This is a genomic window from Streptomonospora wellingtoniae (genome assembly GCF_031845375.1).
GTDB lineage: Bacteria > Actinomycetota > Actinomycetes > Streptosporangiales > Streptosporangiaceae > Streptomonospora > Streptomonospora wellingtoniae.
Map to the genome: position 1 here is coordinate 1 of NZ_JAVREK010000031.1, position 17,565 is coordinate 17,565.

A 17,565-nucleotide genomic window follows, 5' to 3' on the forward strand; every position below is an offset into this window, starting at 1 on the left:
GCCGACACGACGCGAACCACCGGGCGACACCCCCCCCCCCCCCCCCGCTCCCCCACCACCCGCACCTGCCCCTTCCCCACCCCCGATGGAGGGTCGTCTTGCGCCGCATCGGCAATGCCCTCGCCGCGTTCAGCACGCGGTGGATCCCCGACGCGTTCGTCTTCGCGATCGCGCTGACGGTACTCGTCTACCTGCTGGCCCTGGGGGTGACCGACCACGGGCCGCTCACCCTCGTCGACGACTGGTACTCCGGCTTCTGGGGGCTGCTGGAGTTCGCCATGCAGATGTCCCTGGTGCTGGTGACCGGGTACGCGCTGGCGTCGTCGCCGCCCGCCAAACGCGGCATCGCGGCGCTCGCCGGACTGCCCCGCGGCCCGCGCTCGGCCTACGTGCTGACTGCGGCGGGCGCCGCGGTGCTGGGCATGCTCCACTGGGGGCTGGGCCTGATCGCCGGTGCGCTGCTGGCCGTGGAGGTGGCGCGCTCCTGCAAGGCGCGCGGCATCAAGGTGCACTTCCCGCTGCTGGCGGCGGGCGGCTACGTGGGCCTCATGGTCTGGCACAGCGGCCTCTCCGGGTCGGCGCCGCTGCTGGTCAACACCGAGGGCCACTTCCTGGAGTCCGAGATCGGCGTGCTGCCGCTGAGCGAGACGCTGTTCCAGCCGTTCAACCTCGCCTTCCTCGCGGCGATGCTCATCGGCGCGCCGCTGATCATCCTGAGCATGCACCCGCGCGCCGAGGACGCCGAAGAGATCGCCGAGCAGCCGGCGGGCGCCGGCGCCGGAGCGAACGGGACCGCGGACCAGCCGCGGACCGGGGCCCAGCGCCGCCGCGACCGCAAGAAGCTGTTGGGCCGCAAGAGCGGGACCGGCGGTCCCGGGGACTCCGGCAGCCGGTCCCTCTCGCCCGCCGAGCGGCTGATGCACAGCCGCGTCCCGGTTCTGGTCGTCGTCGCCGCGGGTGCGGTCTACCTGGTTCCCGAGCTGGTCCGGGGCGGGATCGTGGGCATGGACCTCAACCTGCTCAACTTCACGTTCCTGATGCTGGGCCTGGCCCTGCACGGCACGCTCGCGAGCTACGCGTCGGCGGCCTCCGAGGGTGCCCGCAACGCGTCCTCGGTGATCATCCAGTTCCCCTTCTACGCCGGAATCATGGGGATCATGGAGCAGTCGGGGCTGCTGGAGACCGTCGCCGAGTGGTTCGTCTCCTTCTCGACACCGCTCACCTATCCCTTCTGGGCGATGGTGAGCGCCTGCCTGGTCAACCTGGCGGTGCCCTCCGGCGGCGGGCAGTGGGCGGTGCAGGGGCCGATCGTCACCGACGCCGCCGCCTCGCTGGGGCTGGAGCCGGGCGTGGCCGTGATGGCGGTGGCGATGGGCGACCAGCTCACCAACGGGATCCAGCCGTTCTGGGCGCTGCCGCTGCTGGCGCTGACCCGCCTGCGGGCCGGAAAGGTGCTGGGCTACAGCGCGGTGGTGATGGTCTTCGGCATCGTCGTCGCCTCGCTGTGCATCACCTTCCTCCGGTGAGGCGCGGACACGCGCGGACGGCGGTACGGGACCGGGTCCCGAACCGCCGCCGCGCCTTTCGCTTCAGTCCTCGTCGCCGTCTCCGCCGGGAAGCAGAAGGCTCAGCACCCAGCTGACGACCGAGATGACGATGGCGCCCCAGAAGGCCGGCCAGAACCCGTCGATGGTGAACGCCAGGCCGAACATCCCGGCCAACCACCCGGTGAGGAGCAGCAGCAGGGCGTTGACGACCAGCGAGATCAGCCCGAGTGTGAGGATGTAGAAGGCGCAGCCGACGGTCTTGACGATCGGCTTGATCACCGCGTTGACCACGCCGAAGAGGGCGCCGAGTGCGATGTAGGCGATGACCGTCTCGCTCGTCGACGCCGTGTCGACGTTGAGGCCGTCGATCAGGAACACCGCGGCGCCGAGGGCGACGGCGTTGATGAGGACTCTGATGATGATGCTCACCCGGACGATGCTGCCATGCTCCCGGCGCCGGGGGGAACGCGGCGACCGGGTATTGCGGGGTTTCCCAGGGGTGCCCCCAGGGGCCGCCAGGGGGCGCCCGGGCGGATGCCGCGGCGGTGCCGCGGTTTTGCCGGGGACGGCGCGCACTGAAAACATGCCTGGCGCGGAGCGCGCCGGGACGGGCGGGCCCGCCCGTGGATTCGAGGACGGGATCGAGGACCGAGCGGTGTCGACGGAGCGTTTTGTCAGACCGGCCCGGGAGGCCGACATCGGCACCGTGGTCGATGTGCAGGTCGCCGCCTGGCGGTCGATGTACGGACCGCTGCTGCCCGAGGCCGTGCTGGCGGAGATCGTCAGCGAGGAGGCCGCAGCCCGGTTCCGCGAGCAGTGGCACGGCGCGCTGACCGCTCCGCCCACCTCGCGGCACCGGCTGCTGGTGGCCACCGACCACCGGGCCGTGGTCGGGTTCGCCGCACTGGGTCCCGCGGAGGACCCCGACAGCTGGCCGGGAACCGACGCCGAGGTCTATGCGCTGCACGTGCACCCCGACCATGTGCGCGAGGGCCACGGCAGCCGCTTGCTGAACGCCGCCGTGGACCACCTGGTCGACGACGGCTTCCACACCGCCCTGCTGTGGGTAATGGAATCCGCAAACCCGCTGCGGTCCTTCGCCGAGGCGGCCGGGTGGCGGCCCGACGGTGCGACGCGCGAGCTCGATCCGGGCGCGCCGCTGCCGATGGTGCGACTGCACGCCTCGGTCGGCGGCTGAGAGGACGCCGCCCGCCTCGGCCCCTCCCCGCACGGTCGGGCGGAGCGGCGGCGCTAACGTGGGATCCCGGCCCCGGACGCACTGTTCGGGGCGGCCGGCACAAGTGAGGAAGGGCCGACGCGTGGCCACGGTCAGCCAGTGGGTGGCGGGGGCGCGTCCCCGCACGTTGCCGAACTCGATCGTCCCGGTGGCGGTGGGCACCGGCGTTGCGGTGGGCGCCGGCGGCGCCGTGTGGTGGAAGGCGCTGCTGGCGGCGGGGGTGGCGCTGGCGCTGCAGGTGGGCGTGAACTACGCCAACGACTACAGCGACGGCGTCCGCGGAACCGACACCGAGGAGCGGGTGGGCCCGACCCGGCTGACGGCTGCCCGGCTGGCGGCGCCGCGGAGGGTGCTCTCGGCCGCCTGGGTCTGCTTCGCGACTGCGGCGGCCCTGGGCCTGGTGCTGGCGGCGACCACCGCGTGGTGGCTGGTGCTGGTAGGCGCGGTCTCCATCGTGGCGGCGTGGTTCTACACCGGCGGGCGGCGCCCTTACGGCTACCGCGCCCTGGGCGAGGTGTCCGTGTTCGTCTTCTTCGGCCTGGTGGCTGTGGTGGGCACGGTGTTCGTCCAAGTGGAGGGGGTCCCCTGGCAAGGGTGGGTCGCGGCCGTTCCCGTAGGGCTGCTCTCCTGCTCGGTGCTGGTGATCAACAACCTGCGCGACCTCGGCACCGATGCCCTGACCGGCAAGAACACGCTTGCGGTGCGGCTGGGCGAGACCGGCACGCGCCGACTGTACGCAGGGTGCGTGGGCGTCGCCTTCGCCTGCGCTCTGGCGATCGCGGCGGCGAGCTGGTGGGTGGCGCTGGTGCTGCTTGCCGTACCGGCCGCTGTGCCGCCGGTGCGGCGGGTGATGCGCGGCCAGACGGGCCGCGACCTGGTCGCAGGACTGGGCGAGACGGGGCGGCTGCAGATGGTGTTCGGCGCGCTGTTCACGGCCGGGCTTGCGCTGGGCGCGCTGAGCTGAGCCCGTCCCGTCTCCCGGGTAGCGGCGGGAGTGTGCGGCAGGCGGTGCGGTCTGCGGCCCCGGAGTGCGCCGGACTCCCGGCCGTTCTCGGGCCTTCCCGCGCTACTCCGGCTGCGATGCGCCGACGCGGCGTCCGGAACCGAGTGTCGCGTCGCGGCTCCCCCGCGTGCAATAGGCAGCCGACCGCCGTTTGCGGTGAGGTGTCTCAGGAAATGCCAATCACGCCGGAAGTCCGCGTGAAATGCGGTGGGCCCCGGAACAGTCGTTGACATTGAATGTGACCTGAATCACACTCTTCACAGCGTTCCGCTCCGGTCTCACCGAGTGCGGGTCTGCTGCGGCCGCGGGGCGGCCACTACGCCGCCCTCGCAGCCGGTTCCGCGTCCCAACCGGCCGCGGCGGCGTTACGGCGGAGGTCCTCATGATTTATCTGGCCGAGTTCGTCGGAACGGCGATCCTCACGCTGCTTGGCTGCGGCGTCGTCGCCGGTGTAACTCTCGCCCGATCCAAGGCCGCCAACGGCGGCTGGATCGTCATCACCTTCGGCTGGGGCCTGGCCGTGGCCATGGCTGTCTACACGGTCGGCTACTACAGCGGAGCGCACATCAATCCCGCGGTCACCCTGGCACTGGCCTCCATCGGCGAGTTCCCGTGGAGCCAGGTGCCCGGCTACATGATCGCCCAGGTCCTCGGCGGCCTCTTCGGCGCGGTGCTGGTCTACCTCGGCTACCTGCCGCACTGGCGCGAGACCGCCGAGCCGGAGACCAAGCTCGGGGTCTTCAGCACCATCCCGGCGATCCGCTCCATCGCCGCCAACTTCATCACCGAGGTCATCGGCACGTTCATGCTGATCTTCGGGATCCTGGGCATCAACGCCAACATGAACCCGCTGGCCGAGGCGGGCAACGGCACGCTCGCCGACCTCTTCGGCACCGGCATCGCACCGCTGCTCGTCGGGTTCCTGGTGCTGGCCATCGGCCTGTCCCTGGGCGGTCCCACCGGCTACGCCATCAACCCCGCCCGTGACCTGGGGCCGCGCATCGCCCACGCGCTACTGCCGATTCCCGGCAAGGGCGGGTCGGACTGGTCCTACGCCTGGGTACCGATCGTGGCACCGCTCATCGGCGGCGTTCTGGCCGCCCAGACCTTCGTGCTCCTCGGCTTCAGGATCTAGCGAGCCCGCCAGGCCGCTCCGACCCGGGCGGCCTGCTCGGCCGCCGCGCGGCGGATCCCGCCGCGTGAGGCGGGGCCGAACCGGCGGGACCGGCCGCCCGTGCGGTGCGGGCCTTCAGTCCAGCCCGAGCAGCGGCTCCAGGCCGACGGTCACCCGGTCGGGAAGCTCGGCGACGCGGCGCACACCCAGCAGCACGCCCGGCATGAACGACTCGCGGTTCATCGAGTCGTGGCGGATGCGCAGCGTCTCGCCGTGGGTGCCGAAGACGACCTCCTGGTGAGCGATCATGCCGGTCATGCGCAGCGCGTGCACCCGCACACCCTCGACGTCGGCGCCGCGGGCGCCGGGGATCTCGGAGGTGGTCGCGTCGGGCATCGGCTCGGCGCCGGCGCGCGCGCGGGCGCCGGCGACCATCTCGGCGGTGCGGTAGGCGGTGCCGCTGGGCGCGTCGGCCTTGCCGGGGTGGTGCAGCTCGACGATCTCGGTGGACTCGAAGTACGGCGCCGCCTTGGCGGCGAAGTTCATCATCAGCACCGCGGCGATGCCGAAGTTCGGCGCGATCAGCACGTTGGGGCCGGGGTTGGCGGCCAAGGCGTCGCGCACCTCGGCGATCCGGGAGTCGTCGAAGCCGCTGGTGCCCACCACGGCGTGGATGCCGTTCTCGGCGAGCCACCGGACGTTGCCCACGACCTCGTCGGGGTGGGTGAAGTCGACGACGACGTCGGCGCCCCGTACGCCGCCGCGCTCGGCCGGGTCGTCGACCGCGGCGACCAGCTCGGTGTCGGCGGCGCCTTGGACCGCCTTGACGACTTCGGACCCCATGCGCCCGCGGGCGCCGAACACTCCTACCTTGATCACGGCCATTACCGTACCGGAGCCCGAAGCGGCGCCCGGCCGCCGCCGCGCCCCCGGCCGCAGGCGTGCGCCGACGGCCGCAGGCGTGCGCCGGCGGAGCGCGGCGCGGAGCCCGCGCAGCGCGGCGGCCGGATCAGGGCCGCGCCAGCAGCACCGCGAAGTCCCCCGCGGGATCGGTCCACCAGGCGTCGAGGCGGAACCCGGCGGCTGCGAGCTCGCCGGCGATCCTGTCGCGGCGGAACTTCGCGGAGATCTCGGTGCGCATCTCCTCCCCGGCGGCGAACTCCGCGGTGAGGTCGAGGGCCGCGACGCGCACCCGCTGCCCGATGCGGGAGCGCAGCCGCATCTCGACCCACTCGGCCCCGGGGTCCCAGACCGCGACGTGGTCGAACTCCCGCGGATCGAACTCCGCGCCGAGCTCGCGGTTGAGCACGCGCAGCACATTGCGGTTGAACTCGGCGGTGACCCCGCTCGCGTCGTCGTAGGCGGCGACCAGGCGCCGGGGGTCTTTGACCAGGTCCACACCCAGCAGCAGCCTGTCGCCGGCGGTGCAGCCGCTGTACAGGTCGCTCAGGAAGGAGACCCGCTCGGCGGGCGGCTGGTTGCCCAGCGTCGAGCCGAGAACGGCCACCAGCCGTCGCCCGCCGCCGGGCAGCAGGTGCAGATGGCGCTCGAAGTCGGCGACGACCGCGTGCACTTCCAGACCGGGGTAGGCCTCGCCGATGGCCGCGGCCGCCTCGCTCAGAAAGCCGCCGCTGACGTCGACGGGCACGAACCGGCGCAGCGTGCCCGCACCGCCGAGGGCGTCCAGCAGCAGCCGGGTCTTCTCCCCCGACCCGGCCCCCAGCTCCATGAGCGTGTCGGCGCCGGCGGCGGCCGCGATCTCGGGGGCGCGTTCGCGCAGGATCCGCCGCTCGGCGCGGGTCGGGTAGTACTCCTCCAGCCGGGTGATCTCCTCGAACAGCTCGCTTCCCCGCTCATCGTAGAACCACTTGGGCGGCAGCGACTTGGGGCGGGACGCCAGCCCTTCCACCACGTCGCTGCGCAGCGCCTTGGCGAGGTCGTCGTCGGTCAGGTGGCGGTCGATGCGCAGCATGGGCACTCCGTTCTCAGGCGGCCGCGGGGATCGGGCCGATGTGCAGGCCGTCCCGGTCGGCGGTGACCAGGCAGCCGTCGGGCACCGCCTGCCAGGCGGCGTCGTCGTCGAGCGGTTCCGACGCCAGCCACACGCCGTGCGGGCCGCGGCGGGCATAGAGCGTGTCGCCGTCGGCGGTGGCGGCCAGTCGCGAGCCGTCGGAGGCGAGCAGGTTGTAGCGGCCGGGCGAGCAGGCGCGGGCTTCGGCGGCGACCCGGGCCAGGGCCTCGCCCAGGCCGGCGCCCGTGCGCCACAGCCGCAGCGCGGAGGCGAACAGCGGCGCGGAGTCCACCGGCGTGCGGGCGTCGAGGGCGCCCGGCGGCGCGGGCGTCCCCAGACGCGCGGCCAGCGCCTCGTCGTCCTTGGCCGCGCCGTTGTGCGAGAACAGCCAGGTGTCTGCGCGAAATGGCTGTGCGCAGGATTCGTCGGTGCCGAAGCCGGGGGTGGCGTCGCGCACCGCCGCCACCGCGCAGGTCGCGGTGATGGCGCGGGCTACGTCGGCGAAGGAGGAGTCGGCCCAGATCGGCATTGCACGGCGGTAGCGCAGCGGTTCGGAACGCCGCCCGTCGTACCAGCCCGCGCCGAAGCCGTCGGCGTTGACGGTGCCGTGGCGCTGCTCGCGCGGGGCGTAGGACTGGGTGTGCAGCGAGTAGGGGGCGGCGTAGAGCAGGTCGTACAGGGTGCGGGGCGCACCGAGGTAGGCCACGTGGCGGCACATCAGCGCACCGCCCCCTGCACCGCGCCCGCCGCAGCGGCGCCTTCGGCGTCGCGTGCGCAGCGGAACCCGCTGAAGATCTGCCGGCGTATCGGGTGGTCCCAGTTGCGGAATGTGGCGCGTACCGCAGTGGGGTGGGTGGCCCAGGAGCCGCCGCGCAGCACCTTGTAGTCGCCGCCGAAGAACACCTCGGAGTACTCCGGGTAGGGGAACGCCTCGAAGCCCGGGTACCCGTGGAAGTCCGAGGAGGTCCACTCCCACACGTCGCCGAGCATCTGCAGAGCACCGCTCGGGGCGGCTCCGGCCGGGTAGGTTCCGGCGGCCGCGGGCCGCAGCAGCCGCTGGCCCAGGTTGGCACGGCCTTCGCCGGGCTCGGCGGAGCCCCAGGGAAAACGCAGGCTCCGCCCCGTCGCGGGATCGTAGCGGGCCGCCTTCTCCCACTCCGGCTCAGTGGGCAGCCGCTTGCCGCTCCAGCGGGCGTATGCCTCGGCCTCGTGGAAGGACACGTGCTGGACGGGTTCGTCCATGGGAAGCGGCTCGACGCGGCCCAAGCGGCGCCGGAGCACGCCGCCGGAGCCGTCGTCGGTCCAGAAGGCGGGGCCGCGCTTGCCCGAGGCGGTGCGCCAGCCCCAGCCGCGTGTGCTCCACCAGCGGGGGTCGTCGTAGCCGCCGTCGGCGACGAACTCCAGGTACCGCGCGTTGGTGACGGCGCGGGTGTCGATCCAGAAGGCGGGCACCTCGACGGTGTGGGCGGGGCGCTCGTTGTCGTAGGCCCACGGGTCGGCGGTGGTGCCCATGGTGAAGGGGCCCGCCTCGACCAGCACCTCGTCGGGTCCGGCGAACGCGCCCGGCGCCGGCGGAGAGGGCGGGTCGGCCAGGACGGGGGCGCCGCGGCGCAGCTGGTGTGTGGCGAGCATGGTCTCGTCGTGCTGGTGCTCGTGCTGGATGACCAAGTGGTAGACGAACCCGCCGTCGAGCAGCGGGGTACCGGCGTCGAAGGCGGCTCTGTCCAGGGCGTCCAGCACCCGGTCGCGGACGCGTGCGTTGTAGTCCTCGGCCTCGCGGGGCGAGAGCAGCGGGAGACCGACACGCTCGGCGCGCGGGTTCTCGAAGGCGTCGTAGAGGACGTCGATGTCGGGGCGCAGTGCCTCGCCGCCCGCGACCGTGCGCAGCAGCCACTGCTCCTCGTAGTTGCCGACGTGGGCGAGGTCCCACACCAGCGGGGACATCAGTGGCGAGTGCTGGGCGACGAGCTCGGTCTCGTCGAGGGCCTCCAGGGTAAGGCCGACGCTGCGCGCCCGGCCGGCGTCGAGTTCGGCGGCGATGCGCGCGCGCAGGTTCTCTTCGGCTGCGCGCCCGCCGGCGGTGTCGTCGGTCATGGCGTGTTTCTCCCTCGCTCGCGCGTGCGGACGCGCCCGGGTGCGCGGGGCGCGGTGCGGCATGCGGTGGCCGGCCGCGGCCCGTTAGGCCGCCACGTCCAGGCGTTGCAGGTCAGCGGGGCATCGCCCGCGCTCGACGAAGTGTTCGCGGTAGTCGTCGACGACGCCGCCCAAGTCGGCGGAGTCCATGCGGCCCAGCGCACCGGCGGCCGCACCGAAGCAGGTTCGCGCGCATTCGGCCAGGGCGGGGTCGGTGAGTGCGGCGCGGGCGGCGCGGGCCCACAGCGGGCGGTCCGGGTCGGCGCCGCGGCAGAGCCGGTCGACGGCTTCGGCAGCCGTCTGCGCCGCGTCAGGGTCGTCCAGCAGGGCGGCCGCGACCGCTATGGGAACCGGCCACCAGCGGTCGGGCAGCGCGTCGATCATCCGCAGCTCCAGCCACCCCCGCGGCCGCACCGGCGGGAAGAGGGTGCTGAGGTGGTAGACGAGGTCGTCGCGGGTGGGCGGGCGCGGCCGGCCTTCGGCGATCCACTCGCCGAAGGCGATGCCGGGGTCGATCACCCAGGGCAGCGCGTCGTCGCGGATGGTCATCAGCCGGGCGCGCAGCGCGTAGCCCGTCCAGGCCGTGACGGGGTCGCCGCAGGCGACCGGGCTGGTGCGGGTGGGATCGATGGCGTCCCAGATGGCCCAGCGCGTGGAGCGCCAACCGGTGCTGCGCCCCCGGTGGATGGGCGAGTTGGCGAAGGCGGCGACGAAGAGCGGGCCGAGCCGGTTGGCCAGCCGCCAGCGGTTCGCGGCGTCGGCGGCATCGGCGCCGATGTCCAGGCACACCTGGAGCGAGGCGGTGCTGCACATCATCAGCGGTCCGGTGGAGCAACCGGCGGAGTGGAAGTAGTCCTCCATCGCGGCGTAGCGCGGGAGGGTGAGCTGGCGGACCGGTGGGCGCCGCGGGTCGAGGCCGTTGCCGTCCAGGATCAGGCCGGCGGCGTGCAGCCGGTCGCGGATGAGGTCGAGGTCTCGCGCCAGGGCGGCGTGGGCGGCCCCAGGGCCGGGAAGGGGCGGCGAGCTGAGCTCAAGCTGCCCTCCGGGTTCGTAGGTGACGGTGCTGTTGCCGGGAAGCGGTCCGATCTCGGCGACGAGCGCCGAGAGGCGGCCGAGCGGGACGGGTTCGCGGGGGCGCAGCGGGTCACGCACCAGCCATTCCGTCTCGGCGCCCACGCGGCCGGGAGGTCCGGTCTTGAAGCAGATGCCGTGGATGTAGTCCTGCACGTCGGTCTCGGTGAGGTAGGCCAAGGCTCATCCTCCGTGTAGCGGACGTAGCACTATCTCTGCCCCGGGTACACCCGTTTGCAACATCGCCGGACCGAGGGCGCGGCGGAAGTCCGCGGGAACCGTGTGCGACGCCGGCGCGAACAGCCGGTGAGCCGGGGAATGCGGGAGGAGCCGCGGGTCAGCGAAGGGGGGCCTGGTAGCTCTCGGAGGCCAGGGCCAGTCCCGAGCGCCACAGGAACGCCTGCTTGGGCGAGTCGTGGCCGCCGGCCTCGACGACCATGCGCACCGCGCCCAGCGCGCTCAGCCGGGGGCGGGCCTCGTCCAGCAGCGCCGAGCCCGAGGCCCACCAGTCGGCGGGGTCCTCGACCCAGAGGTCGTCGATGTAGGCGAGGTGCCCGCCGGGGGCGTAGACGTCGGGGGCCGGGCCCAGGACCGCCAGGAGGCATCCGGTGAGCGCGGGCCCGCGCCTGGCCACCAGGGCGAGCCCGCTGCTGTGGTCGGCGAGGATCCTGCTCACGCGGGCGCGGTGGCGTTCGCGGGCGTCGGGGGCGGGGTCCCAGAAGCCGGGGGCGTGGTCGCGGTAGTCGGTGCGCCGCCGGTGCGCGAGCTCGACGATCGCCTCGATGTGCGAGGGGTCGGCCGCCGCCACCTCCGGCCGCTGGTCGGTTCTCATCCGCCGTCCTCCCGTCCGCCGCCGCCCTCGACCGGTCCGCGCGCCGTCGGCTCCGCTTCCGAGCGGCCTCCGGGACATTCCACGTCTGTTTGAGCATTCCCCCGGGAAGCGGGTTGTACGACACTCGCCGGACATCCCACCCGATTCAGCTTCATATGCCGCCCGTAGCTGCCGACGTCCGGCCGCCGCGCCCGCGACACTCCGGCGCGCGGCTTTGGCGCGGAGTGGTACGACGGTGCTTGAGGACCGAGCGGGTCCGGCACGGTCCGGCCCGGCCGCAGAAGGGGGAACCCATGACCGAAGCCGACGTCCGCCCCTCCTACCCGCCGGAGCTGCGCACGCTGCTGGACGGCCGGTGGCACCGCGTCCGCGAGCTCGCGCGCGAGCACCTGCGCGGGGAGCGGTTCCGCCCCGTCGCGGGCCTGGGGATGGAGGAGCACCGCGAGCGCGTCCTCGCCCAGCTCAAGGAGATCGCGGCCACCGACATGTCCGCCTACGGGTTCGCCTCCGAGTACGGCGGCGAGGACGACGTGGGCGCCTCGGTGGTCGCCTTCGAGTCGCTGGTGTGCGACCTGTCGCTGATGGTCAAAGTGGGCGTGCAGTGGGGCCTGTTCGGCGGCGCGATCCAGGCGCTGGGCACCGACCGCCACCACGCCGCCTACCTGCCGCGGGTGATCTCGCTGGAGCTGCCCGGGTGCTTCGCAATGACCGAAACCGGCCACGGCTCCGACGTGCAGGGGCTGCGCACCCGCGCCGAGTACGAACCGGCGACCGAGGAGTTCGTCGTCACCACCCCCGACGACGACGCCCGCAAGGACTACATCGGCAACGCCGCCCGCGACGGGCGCATGGCGGTCGTCTTCGCCCAGCTGGCCACCCCGGGCGGCGAACACGGCGTGCACGCGCTGCTGGTGCCGATCCGCGACGCCGACGGCAGCCCGATGCCGGGCGTGCACATCGCCGACTGCGGACCCAAGGCCGGGCTCAACGGGGTGGACAACGGCCGGCTGTGGTTCGACTCGGTGCGGGTGCCCCGCGAGGCGCTGCTCAACCGCTACGGCGACGTCGCGCCCGACGGCGCCTACTCCAGCCCCATCGACAGCGGCAACCGCCGGTTCTTCACCATGCTCGGTACCCTGGTGCGCGGCCGCATCAGCGTCGCCGGCGGCGCGGGCAGCGCCACCAAGGCCGCGCTGGCGATCGCCGTCAAGTACGCCGGGGTCCGCCGCCAATTCGACCGCCCCGGCACCGGCGAGGAGGTCGTGCTGCTGGACTACCGCGCCCACCAGCGGCGGCTGCTGCCGGCGCTGGCGCGCACCTACGCGCTGCACTTCGCCCAGGAGGAGTTGGTCGCGGCGCTGCACGAGCGCCACACCGGCGAAGGCGAGCGCACCCGCGACGAACGCAGCCAGCGCGAGCTCGAGGCGCGTGCAGCCGGGATCAAGGCGCTGTCCACCTGGCACGCCACCCGCACGATCCAGACCTGCCGGGAGGCCTGCGGCGGCGCCGGGTACCTGCAGGAGAACCGGCTGCCCCAGCTCAAGGCCGACACCGACGTCTTCACCACCTTCGAGGGCGACAACACCGTCCTGCTGCAACTGGTGGCCAAAGGGCTGCTCACCGACTACCGCCAGGAGTTCGGGGACTTGGACCCGTTGGGCATGGCGCGCTTCGCGGCCGGGCAGTTCCTCGGCGCGGTGATCGAGCGCACTGCCGCGCGCTCGCTGATCGAACGTCTGGTCAGCGCCGCGCCGGGCCGCGGCGACGCCACCGACCTCTACGACCGCGGATGGCAGCTGAGCCTGTTCGAGGACCGGGAGAAGCACGTGCTCGACGGGCTCGCGCGGCGGCTGCGGCGGGCGGGCTCCGCGGGCGCCGACGCCTTCGACGTGTTCAACGAGGCCCAGGACCACGTGCTGGCGGCCGCGCGGGCGCACATGGAGCGCGTCGTGCTGGAGGCGTTCGTCGCCGCGATCGACCGCTGCGGCGACGCCGCGGCGCGGGATCTGCTCGACCGGGTGTGCGACCTGTTCGTGCTGTCGGCGGTCGAGGAGGACCGCGCCTGGTTCCTGGAGCACGAGCGGTTGACCGCGACCCGCGCCAAATCGGTGACCCAGGAGGTCAACCGGCTGTGCGCGCGGTTGCGCCCGCATGCCGAGGGCCTGGTCGACGCGTTCGGTATGCCCGACGAGTGGCTTGCGGCGCCCATCGCGCTGGGGGCCGAGGAGCGGCGGCGGCGGGCTCAGGGCACCGCGCCGGGCCACTGAACCGCGGGCCCGCGTCCCGTCCCCGCCGGCCCGGCCGCGGAGCCGGCACACCGGTGCGCCGCGTTCGGAAGGCGGCGGAGCGCCAGTAGGTTGGCGGCAATGAACACGCCATCGAGCAGCGACGACCGGCCCAGCGGGCCGGGACCCGACGACCGCGGGACCGAGCCGGCCTCTGAGGCCGGGGAGGACGTGCGGGAGCACGGCGGAGCCGCCGCGGCGGCTCCGCCCGAGGATGAGGGCGACCGGTTCGACCCCTTCATCGCCGACGAGACCGATGAGGCCGAGGACGAGGAGCTCATCGGGCCCGATGACTACGCAGCGCCCGCACGGCCGGCTCCCGGGGGCGGTCTTCTGGGGGCCGAGACCTTCTCCCTCGCGGCGGTGCTCGCCGTCGGGGGCGCCCTGGTCGGTCCCCGCCTGGTGCAGATGCTGTCCAGCGTGACCGCTCAGGACCAGGTCTCGGCCGTCTCCGGAACCATCCTCGGAGACGCCGTGGTGGCGCTGGTGGGCGTCGTGCTCGGCCTCGTCGGTGCCGGAATGGCCAACGAGGGCAGCCGCCCCTGGGTGCGCTGGGCCGCGGGGGCGGCCGTGCTCCTCGGAGGGCTGTTCGCGGTCGGCTCGGTGGTGGCCTATCTGCTGGTCCCCGCGCCGGCGCCCATGGGCCCCCCGATGTAGCCGAGACGCCCGCCCGCCGCCGGCCCTCTCCGGGGCGGCACGCCGCACCAGCCGCGGCCGCGTCTGCACAGCGACGGCGCCGCGGCAGCTCTCGGTTGGGCAGACGATTGCCCATGGTGCGCGACGCCGCGCCCGCCGGAAGCTCCGGCGGGCGCGGCCGCGGGTTCCGGACGCCCGGCGGCCAACGGGCATGCGGGCATCCGGAGCCGCCGGTCCGGCCTCACTCGGCGGGCTTGACCACCGGGCGGTGGACCACCTCGTCGATGACGGTGAGGGTCTGGGTCGCGGTGACGCCCGGCAGGGCCTGCAGCCGGGTGAGGATCAGGTCGCGCAGCTGGTTGGTGTCGGCCACCCGCACCAGCAGCACGATGTCGGCCGAGCCAACGACGTACCAGCAGTACTCGATCTCGGGGTAGGAGGAGAGCACCTCGCGGTTGGCCCGCCAGTCGGGCTGACTGCCCGAGATGAGCACCAGGGCGGTGACGCCAAGGCCCATCCTGGCGTGGTCGGCCACCACGGAGTAGCCCCGGATCACGCCGTCGTCGGTGAGCCGCTTGATGCGGTTGTAGGCGGTCGCGCGGGACACGTTGGCCATGGCCGCGATCTCGGTGATGCCGGTGCGCGCGTCGTCGGCGAGCGCCCCGATGATGATCTCATCCGTGGCGTCGGGCAGCCGCGCTTCCCGCCGCCGGTTCCGATCGGCCTCCTCGCCCGCCGACGCGGGCCGGAGGGGCCTTCGGCGTTCGGATTCCGCGGTCTGCCGCGCGCGCCCGTGCTCCTGCTGCTGGCCGTCGGCCATTCCCTGACTCCTGGGGGTTCGCCTTGAGCGACGGCCGGGCGGGCGACCATCGGCATCGGGTCATTGCGGTCAATTATCGAGAGGGCGGGCGGCCTTTGGCCACCCGCGCCGCGGAATCGGCACCCCATGGACGGAGTCGGCCGATCTAACATGTTGCCAGGACGCGCGGCGCACGCGTGCGGTGACCGCAAGGAGGCACCATGCCCATCTCCCCCGACGTCCGCGAACGAGCGCGGGGCTTCCTGCCGGCCCGCGTCGAGATCCGCTACATCTTCCCCGCCTCGCGGAACGAGTCCAGCTTCTTCGTTTTCGCCGTGACCGACGCCGCCGTCACCGTGCTCGTGAACCGGCTGCTGAGCCGCAACCGGCCCAAGGGCATATGGGCCGTGTTCCCGCGCAACGTGCGCATCGGCCCGGTGGACACCCATCTGGTCCCCACCTTCCACTTCGGCGGCCACACCTTCGAGGTCGACGACGAGTACGTGTCGGTGATCAACGCCTGCGACGCCGAGCTCCAGGGCGCCGCCTCGCTGCCGCCCGACCCGCTGCCCGACCTCTGAGGGTCTGCCTCCCCGCATCGCGGAGGCCCGCCGGCGCCCGCGCACCGTGTATCGGCAACGACCTCCCATGACCATGGGAATTAGACGATTGCGGACCAATATCCCGATCTCATCCTCTGTTGTATGCACTTGGCGCGCATCTCTAGCGCAAGTGTCGACATCCGGCGCACAATCGAGATCGTCACCGCCAGGCGGCGCAGCCGCCATCGCATGCAGCAGAGGGAGGCCCCGCAATGCCGACCGGTGAGCCGCCGGCCTCACAGGAGGAACCGGGTCCCGCGCTGCCCGCCGAGCTGTCGCGCCGCCTGTACCGCACGATGCTGACCGCGCGGCTGCTGGACGCCGAGGCCGTGGCGCTGCAGCGCCAGGGCGTGTTCCCCGCCTACGTCTCGCTGCGCGGCCAGGAGGCCGCCCAGGTCGGCAGCGCCGCGGCCATGGACCGCGAGCGCGACTTCGCGTTTCCCACCTACCGCGAAATGGCCGTCGCCCTGACGCTGGGCGTGGACATGGTCGGCTATATGGCCAGCCACCGCGCCCTATGGCACGGAGGGCTCTACGACCCCATGGCGTCGCGGTTCGCACCGGTCAACGCCGTGGTCGGAGGGCCGGTCCCGCACGCGGTGGGCTGGGCGCTGGGCGAGAAGCTGGCCGGCCGCACCGGCTGCGCCGTGTCCTATTTCGGCGACGGCGCCAGCTCGGAGGGCGACGTACACGAGGCGATGAACCTGGCCGGCGTGCTGGGCGCGCCGGTGGTCTTCGTCTGCCAGAACAACGGCTGGGCACTGTCGGTGCCCAATGAGGGCCAGGTCGCGGGCGGTTCGGTGGCCGCGCGCGCCGCCGGATACGGGATGCCCGGCACCGCCGTCGACGGCAACGACGCAGCGGCGGTCTACACCGCCGTCGGCGCGGCCCTGGAGCGCGCCCGCTCCGGCGGCGGACCGAGCCTGGTCGAGGCGCTGACCTACCGTGCCGCCCCGCACTCCACCTCCGACGACACCTCGCGTTATCGCGACCCCGCCGAAGAGCGCTCCTGGGCCGGGCGCGACCCGCTGCCGCGGGCGCGCGCCGCGCTGGAGGCGGCCGGGGACGCCGACGCCGCGTTCTTCGAGCGCGCCGAGGCCGAGTGCCGCACGGAGGCCGAGCGCGTCCGCGACGGCGTCAGCGCCGCGCCCGAGCCGCCCGGTTCGGACCTGTTCGCCCATGTCTTCCGCGAGCCCACCGAGGAACTGGCCCGCCAGCGGCGGGTCTGGCAGGAGGAGGTCGGATGAGCCCGACTGCGACCGGCACGGCCGGCGGCGCCGCCGAGGCGCCCGCACCGGCGGCCACCATGCGCGAGGCGCTGAACCGCGCGCTGGACGAGGCCCTGACCGAGGACCCGGCCACCCTGGTCTTCGGCGAGGACGTAGGGCGGCTGGGCGGCGTCTTCCGGGTCACCGACGGCCTGCAGCGGCGCCACGGCGAGCACCGCGTCTTCGACACCCCGCTGTCGGAGGCGGCCATCGCCGGGATGGCGGTGGGACTGGCGATGAACGGCTGGCGCCCGGTACCCGAGCTGCAGTTCGACGGGTTCGCCTATCCGGCTCTGGACCAGATCGTCAACCAGATCGCCCGGATGAACTACCGCTCGCGCGGCACCGCTCCGATGCCCGTCACGGTGCGGGTGCCCAGTTTCGGCGGCATCCAGGCGCCGGAGCACCACGGCGAGAGCCTGGAAGCCGTCTTCGCCCACGTCCCGGGGCTGAAGGTCGCCGCGCCCTCCGACGCCGCCGACGCCTACCGCCTGCTGCTGCAGTCGGTGCGCTCCGACGACCCGGTGGTCTTCATGGAGCCCAAGGCGCGCTACTGGGACCGCGTCGACTCCCCCGCCCCTTCCGCGCCTGACGGCGACCTGCCGGTCGGCGCGAGCCGCGTGGTGCGCCGCGGCCGCCATGCGACACTCGTGGCCTGGGGCGCGATGGTGCACCGGTGCCTCCAGGCGGCCGAGTTCGCGGCCGAGGACGGAGTGGAACTGGAGGTGCTGGACCTGCGCTGGCTCAAGCCGCTCGACTCCGCAGGCCTGGCCGAGTCGGTGCGGCGCACCCGACGCGCCGTCGTCGTCCACGAAGCGCCGCTGACCGCCGGACTGGGCGGCGAGGTCAGTGCGCTGATCACGGAGGGGGCGTTCTCCCGGCTCGCCGCTCCGGTGCAGCGGGTGGCGGGGTTCGACGTCCCCTACCCCGCCGGCCCGCTGGAGCCGCAGTACCTGCCCACCGTCGACCGCATCCTGTTCGCCGTACAGCGGACGCTCGGCGCCTAGCACTCCCCAGGAGGACCACC

At 73.5% G+C, this 17,565-nt stretch carries 17 protein-coding genes; 9 read left to right on the forward strand and 8 right to left on the reverse strand.

Going from position 1 to position 17,565, the window contains the following annotated elements; genetic code table 11:
• The first annotated feature begins 98 nt into the window (after positions 1-98).
• A complete protein-coding gene (locus RM446_RS22280) occupies positions 99-1,526 on the forward strand; it encodes a short-chain fatty acid transporter (protein ID WP_311547368.1) in 1,428 nt (475 codons plus the stop codon).
• Between the two features lie 63 nt (positions 1,527-1,589).
• Here RM446_RS22280 and RM446_RS22285 read toward each other — a convergent pair whose 3' ends face one another.
• Entirely contained in the window at positions 1,590-1,976 is a 387-nt protein-coding gene (locus tag RM446_RS22285; protein WP_311547369.1) for a phage holin family protein, read from the reverse strand.
• 226 nt (positions 1,977-2,202) lie between these two features.
• On the opposite strand from RM446_RS22285, the gene RM446_RS22290 reads away from it, so the two are divergent.
• The 3 genes from RM446_RS22290 (at position 2,203) to RM446_RS22300 (ending at position 4,922) form a co-directional block, all read left to right on the forward strand.
• Positions 2,203-2,745 (forward strand): GNAT family N-acetyltransferase, encoded by a 543-nt coding sequence (locus RM446_RS22290; RefSeq protein WP_311547370.1) that lies wholly within the window; start codon positions 2,203-2,205, stop codon positions 2,743-2,745.
• A gap of 121 nt (positions 2,746-2,866) precedes the next feature.
• Complete coding sequence (locus RM446_RS22295) at positions 2,867-3,748, forward strand: 1,4-dihydroxy-2-naphthoate polyprenyltransferase (RefSeq protein WP_311547371.1); 882 nt, start codon at positions 2,867-2,869, stop codon at positions 3,746-3,748.
• A 421-nt stretch (positions 3,749-4,169) separates the two neighbouring features.
• Positions 4,170-4,922, forward strand: coding sequence for an MIP/aquaporin family protein (locus tag RM446_RS22300; RefSeq protein WP_311547372.1), 753 nt, complete (start codon positions 4,170-4,172; stop codon positions 4,920-4,922).
• Positions 4,923-5,036: 114 nt separating this feature from the next.
• Here the strand turns inward: RM446_RS22300 and dapB are convergent, their stop codons facing one another.
• The 6 genes from dapB to RM446_RS22330 form a co-directional block, all read right to left on the reverse strand.
• On the reverse strand, positions 5,037-5,780 hold the full coding sequence (gene dapB / locus RM446_RS22305) for a 4-hydroxy-tetrahydrodipicolinate reductase (protein WP_398695705.1): 744 nt from the start codon (positions 5,778-5,780) through the stop codon (positions 5,037-5,039).
• A gap of 130 nt (positions 5,781-5,910) precedes the next feature.
• Entirely contained in the window at positions 5,911-6,873 is a 963-nt protein-coding gene (egtD, locus tag RM446_RS22310) for an L-histidine N(alpha)-methyltransferase (protein WP_311547374.1), read from the reverse strand.
• 13 nt (positions 6,874-6,886) lie between these two features.
• On the reverse strand, positions 6,887-7,630 hold the full coding sequence (egtC, locus tag RM446_RS22315) for an ergothioneine biosynthesis protein EgtC (RefSeq protein ID WP_311547375.1): 744 nt from the start codon (positions 7,628-7,630) through the stop codon (positions 6,887-6,889).
• Positions 7,630-9,006: an ergothioneine biosynthesis protein EgtB gene (gene egtB, locus RM446_RS22320; protein ID WP_311547376.1), complete on the reverse strand. Its 1,377-nt coding sequence runs from the start codon at positions 9,004-9,006 to the stop codon at positions 7,630-7,632. Before egtB ends, egtC begins: the two co-directional genes overlap by 1 nt.
• 84 nt (positions 9,007-9,090) lie before the next feature.
• Entirely contained in the window at positions 9,091-10,296 is a 1,206-nt protein-coding gene (gene egtA / locus RM446_RS22325) for an ergothioneine biosynthesis glutamate--cysteine ligase EgtA (RefSeq protein ID WP_311547377.1), read from the reverse strand.
• 157 nt (positions 10,297-10,453) lie between these two features.
• Entirely contained in the window at positions 10,454-10,948 is a 495-nt protein-coding gene (locus RM446_RS22330) for a hypothetical protein (protein ID WP_311547378.1), read from the reverse strand.
• A gap of 293 nt (positions 10,949-11,241) precedes the next feature.
• On the opposite strand from RM446_RS22330, the gene RM446_RS22335 reads away from it, so the two are divergent.
• Positions 11,242-13,215: an acyl-CoA dehydrogenase family protein gene (locus RM446_RS22335; RefSeq protein ID WP_311547379.1), complete on the forward strand. Its 1,974-nt coding sequence runs from the start codon at positions 11,242-11,244 to the stop codon at positions 13,213-13,215.
• A gap of 99 nt (positions 13,216-13,314) precedes the next feature.
• Positions 13,315-13,890 (forward strand): hypothetical protein, encoded by a 576-nt coding sequence (locus RM446_RS22340; RefSeq protein WP_311547380.1) that lies wholly within the window; start codon positions 13,315-13,317, stop codon positions 13,888-13,890.
• 220 nt (positions 13,891-14,110) lie between these two features.
• Here RM446_RS22340 and RM446_RS22345 read toward each other — a convergent pair whose 3' ends face one another.
• The gene (locus RM446_RS22345; RefSeq protein ID WP_311547381.1) at positions 14,111-14,689 is read right to left on the reverse strand and encodes an Lrp/AsnC family transcriptional regulator; all 579 of its coding nucleotides are present in this window, start codon (positions 14,687-14,689) and stop codon (positions 14,111-14,113) included.
• 200 nt (positions 14,690-14,889) lie between these two features.
• On the opposite strand from RM446_RS22345, the gene RM446_RS22350 reads away from it, so the two are divergent.
• The 3 genes from RM446_RS22350 to RM446_RS22360 all read left to right on the forward strand — a co-directional run bounded on the left by RM446_RS22350 (position 14,890) and on the right by RM446_RS22360 (position 17,545).
• Entirely contained in the window at positions 14,890-15,249 is a 360-nt protein-coding gene (locus RM446_RS22350; protein WP_311547382.1) for a hypothetical protein, read from the forward strand.
• 233 nt (positions 15,250-15,482) lie between these two features.
• Positions 15,483-16,517 carry a thiamine pyrophosphate-dependent dehydrogenase E1 component subunit alpha gene (locus tag RM446_RS22355; protein ID WP_311547383.1) on the forward strand — a complete coding sequence of 345 codons (1,035 nt, stop codon included), beginning with the start codon at positions 15,483-15,485 and terminating at the stop codon, positions 16,515-16,517.
• 59 nt (positions 16,518-16,576) lie between these two features.
• Positions 16,577-17,545, forward strand: a complete 969-nt coding sequence (locus RM446_RS22360; RefSeq protein WP_398695719.1) for an alpha-ketoacid dehydrogenase subunit beta — start codon at positions 16,577-16,579, stop codon at positions 17,543-17,545.
• The last annotated feature ends 20 nt before the right edge of the window (positions 17,546-17,565 follow it).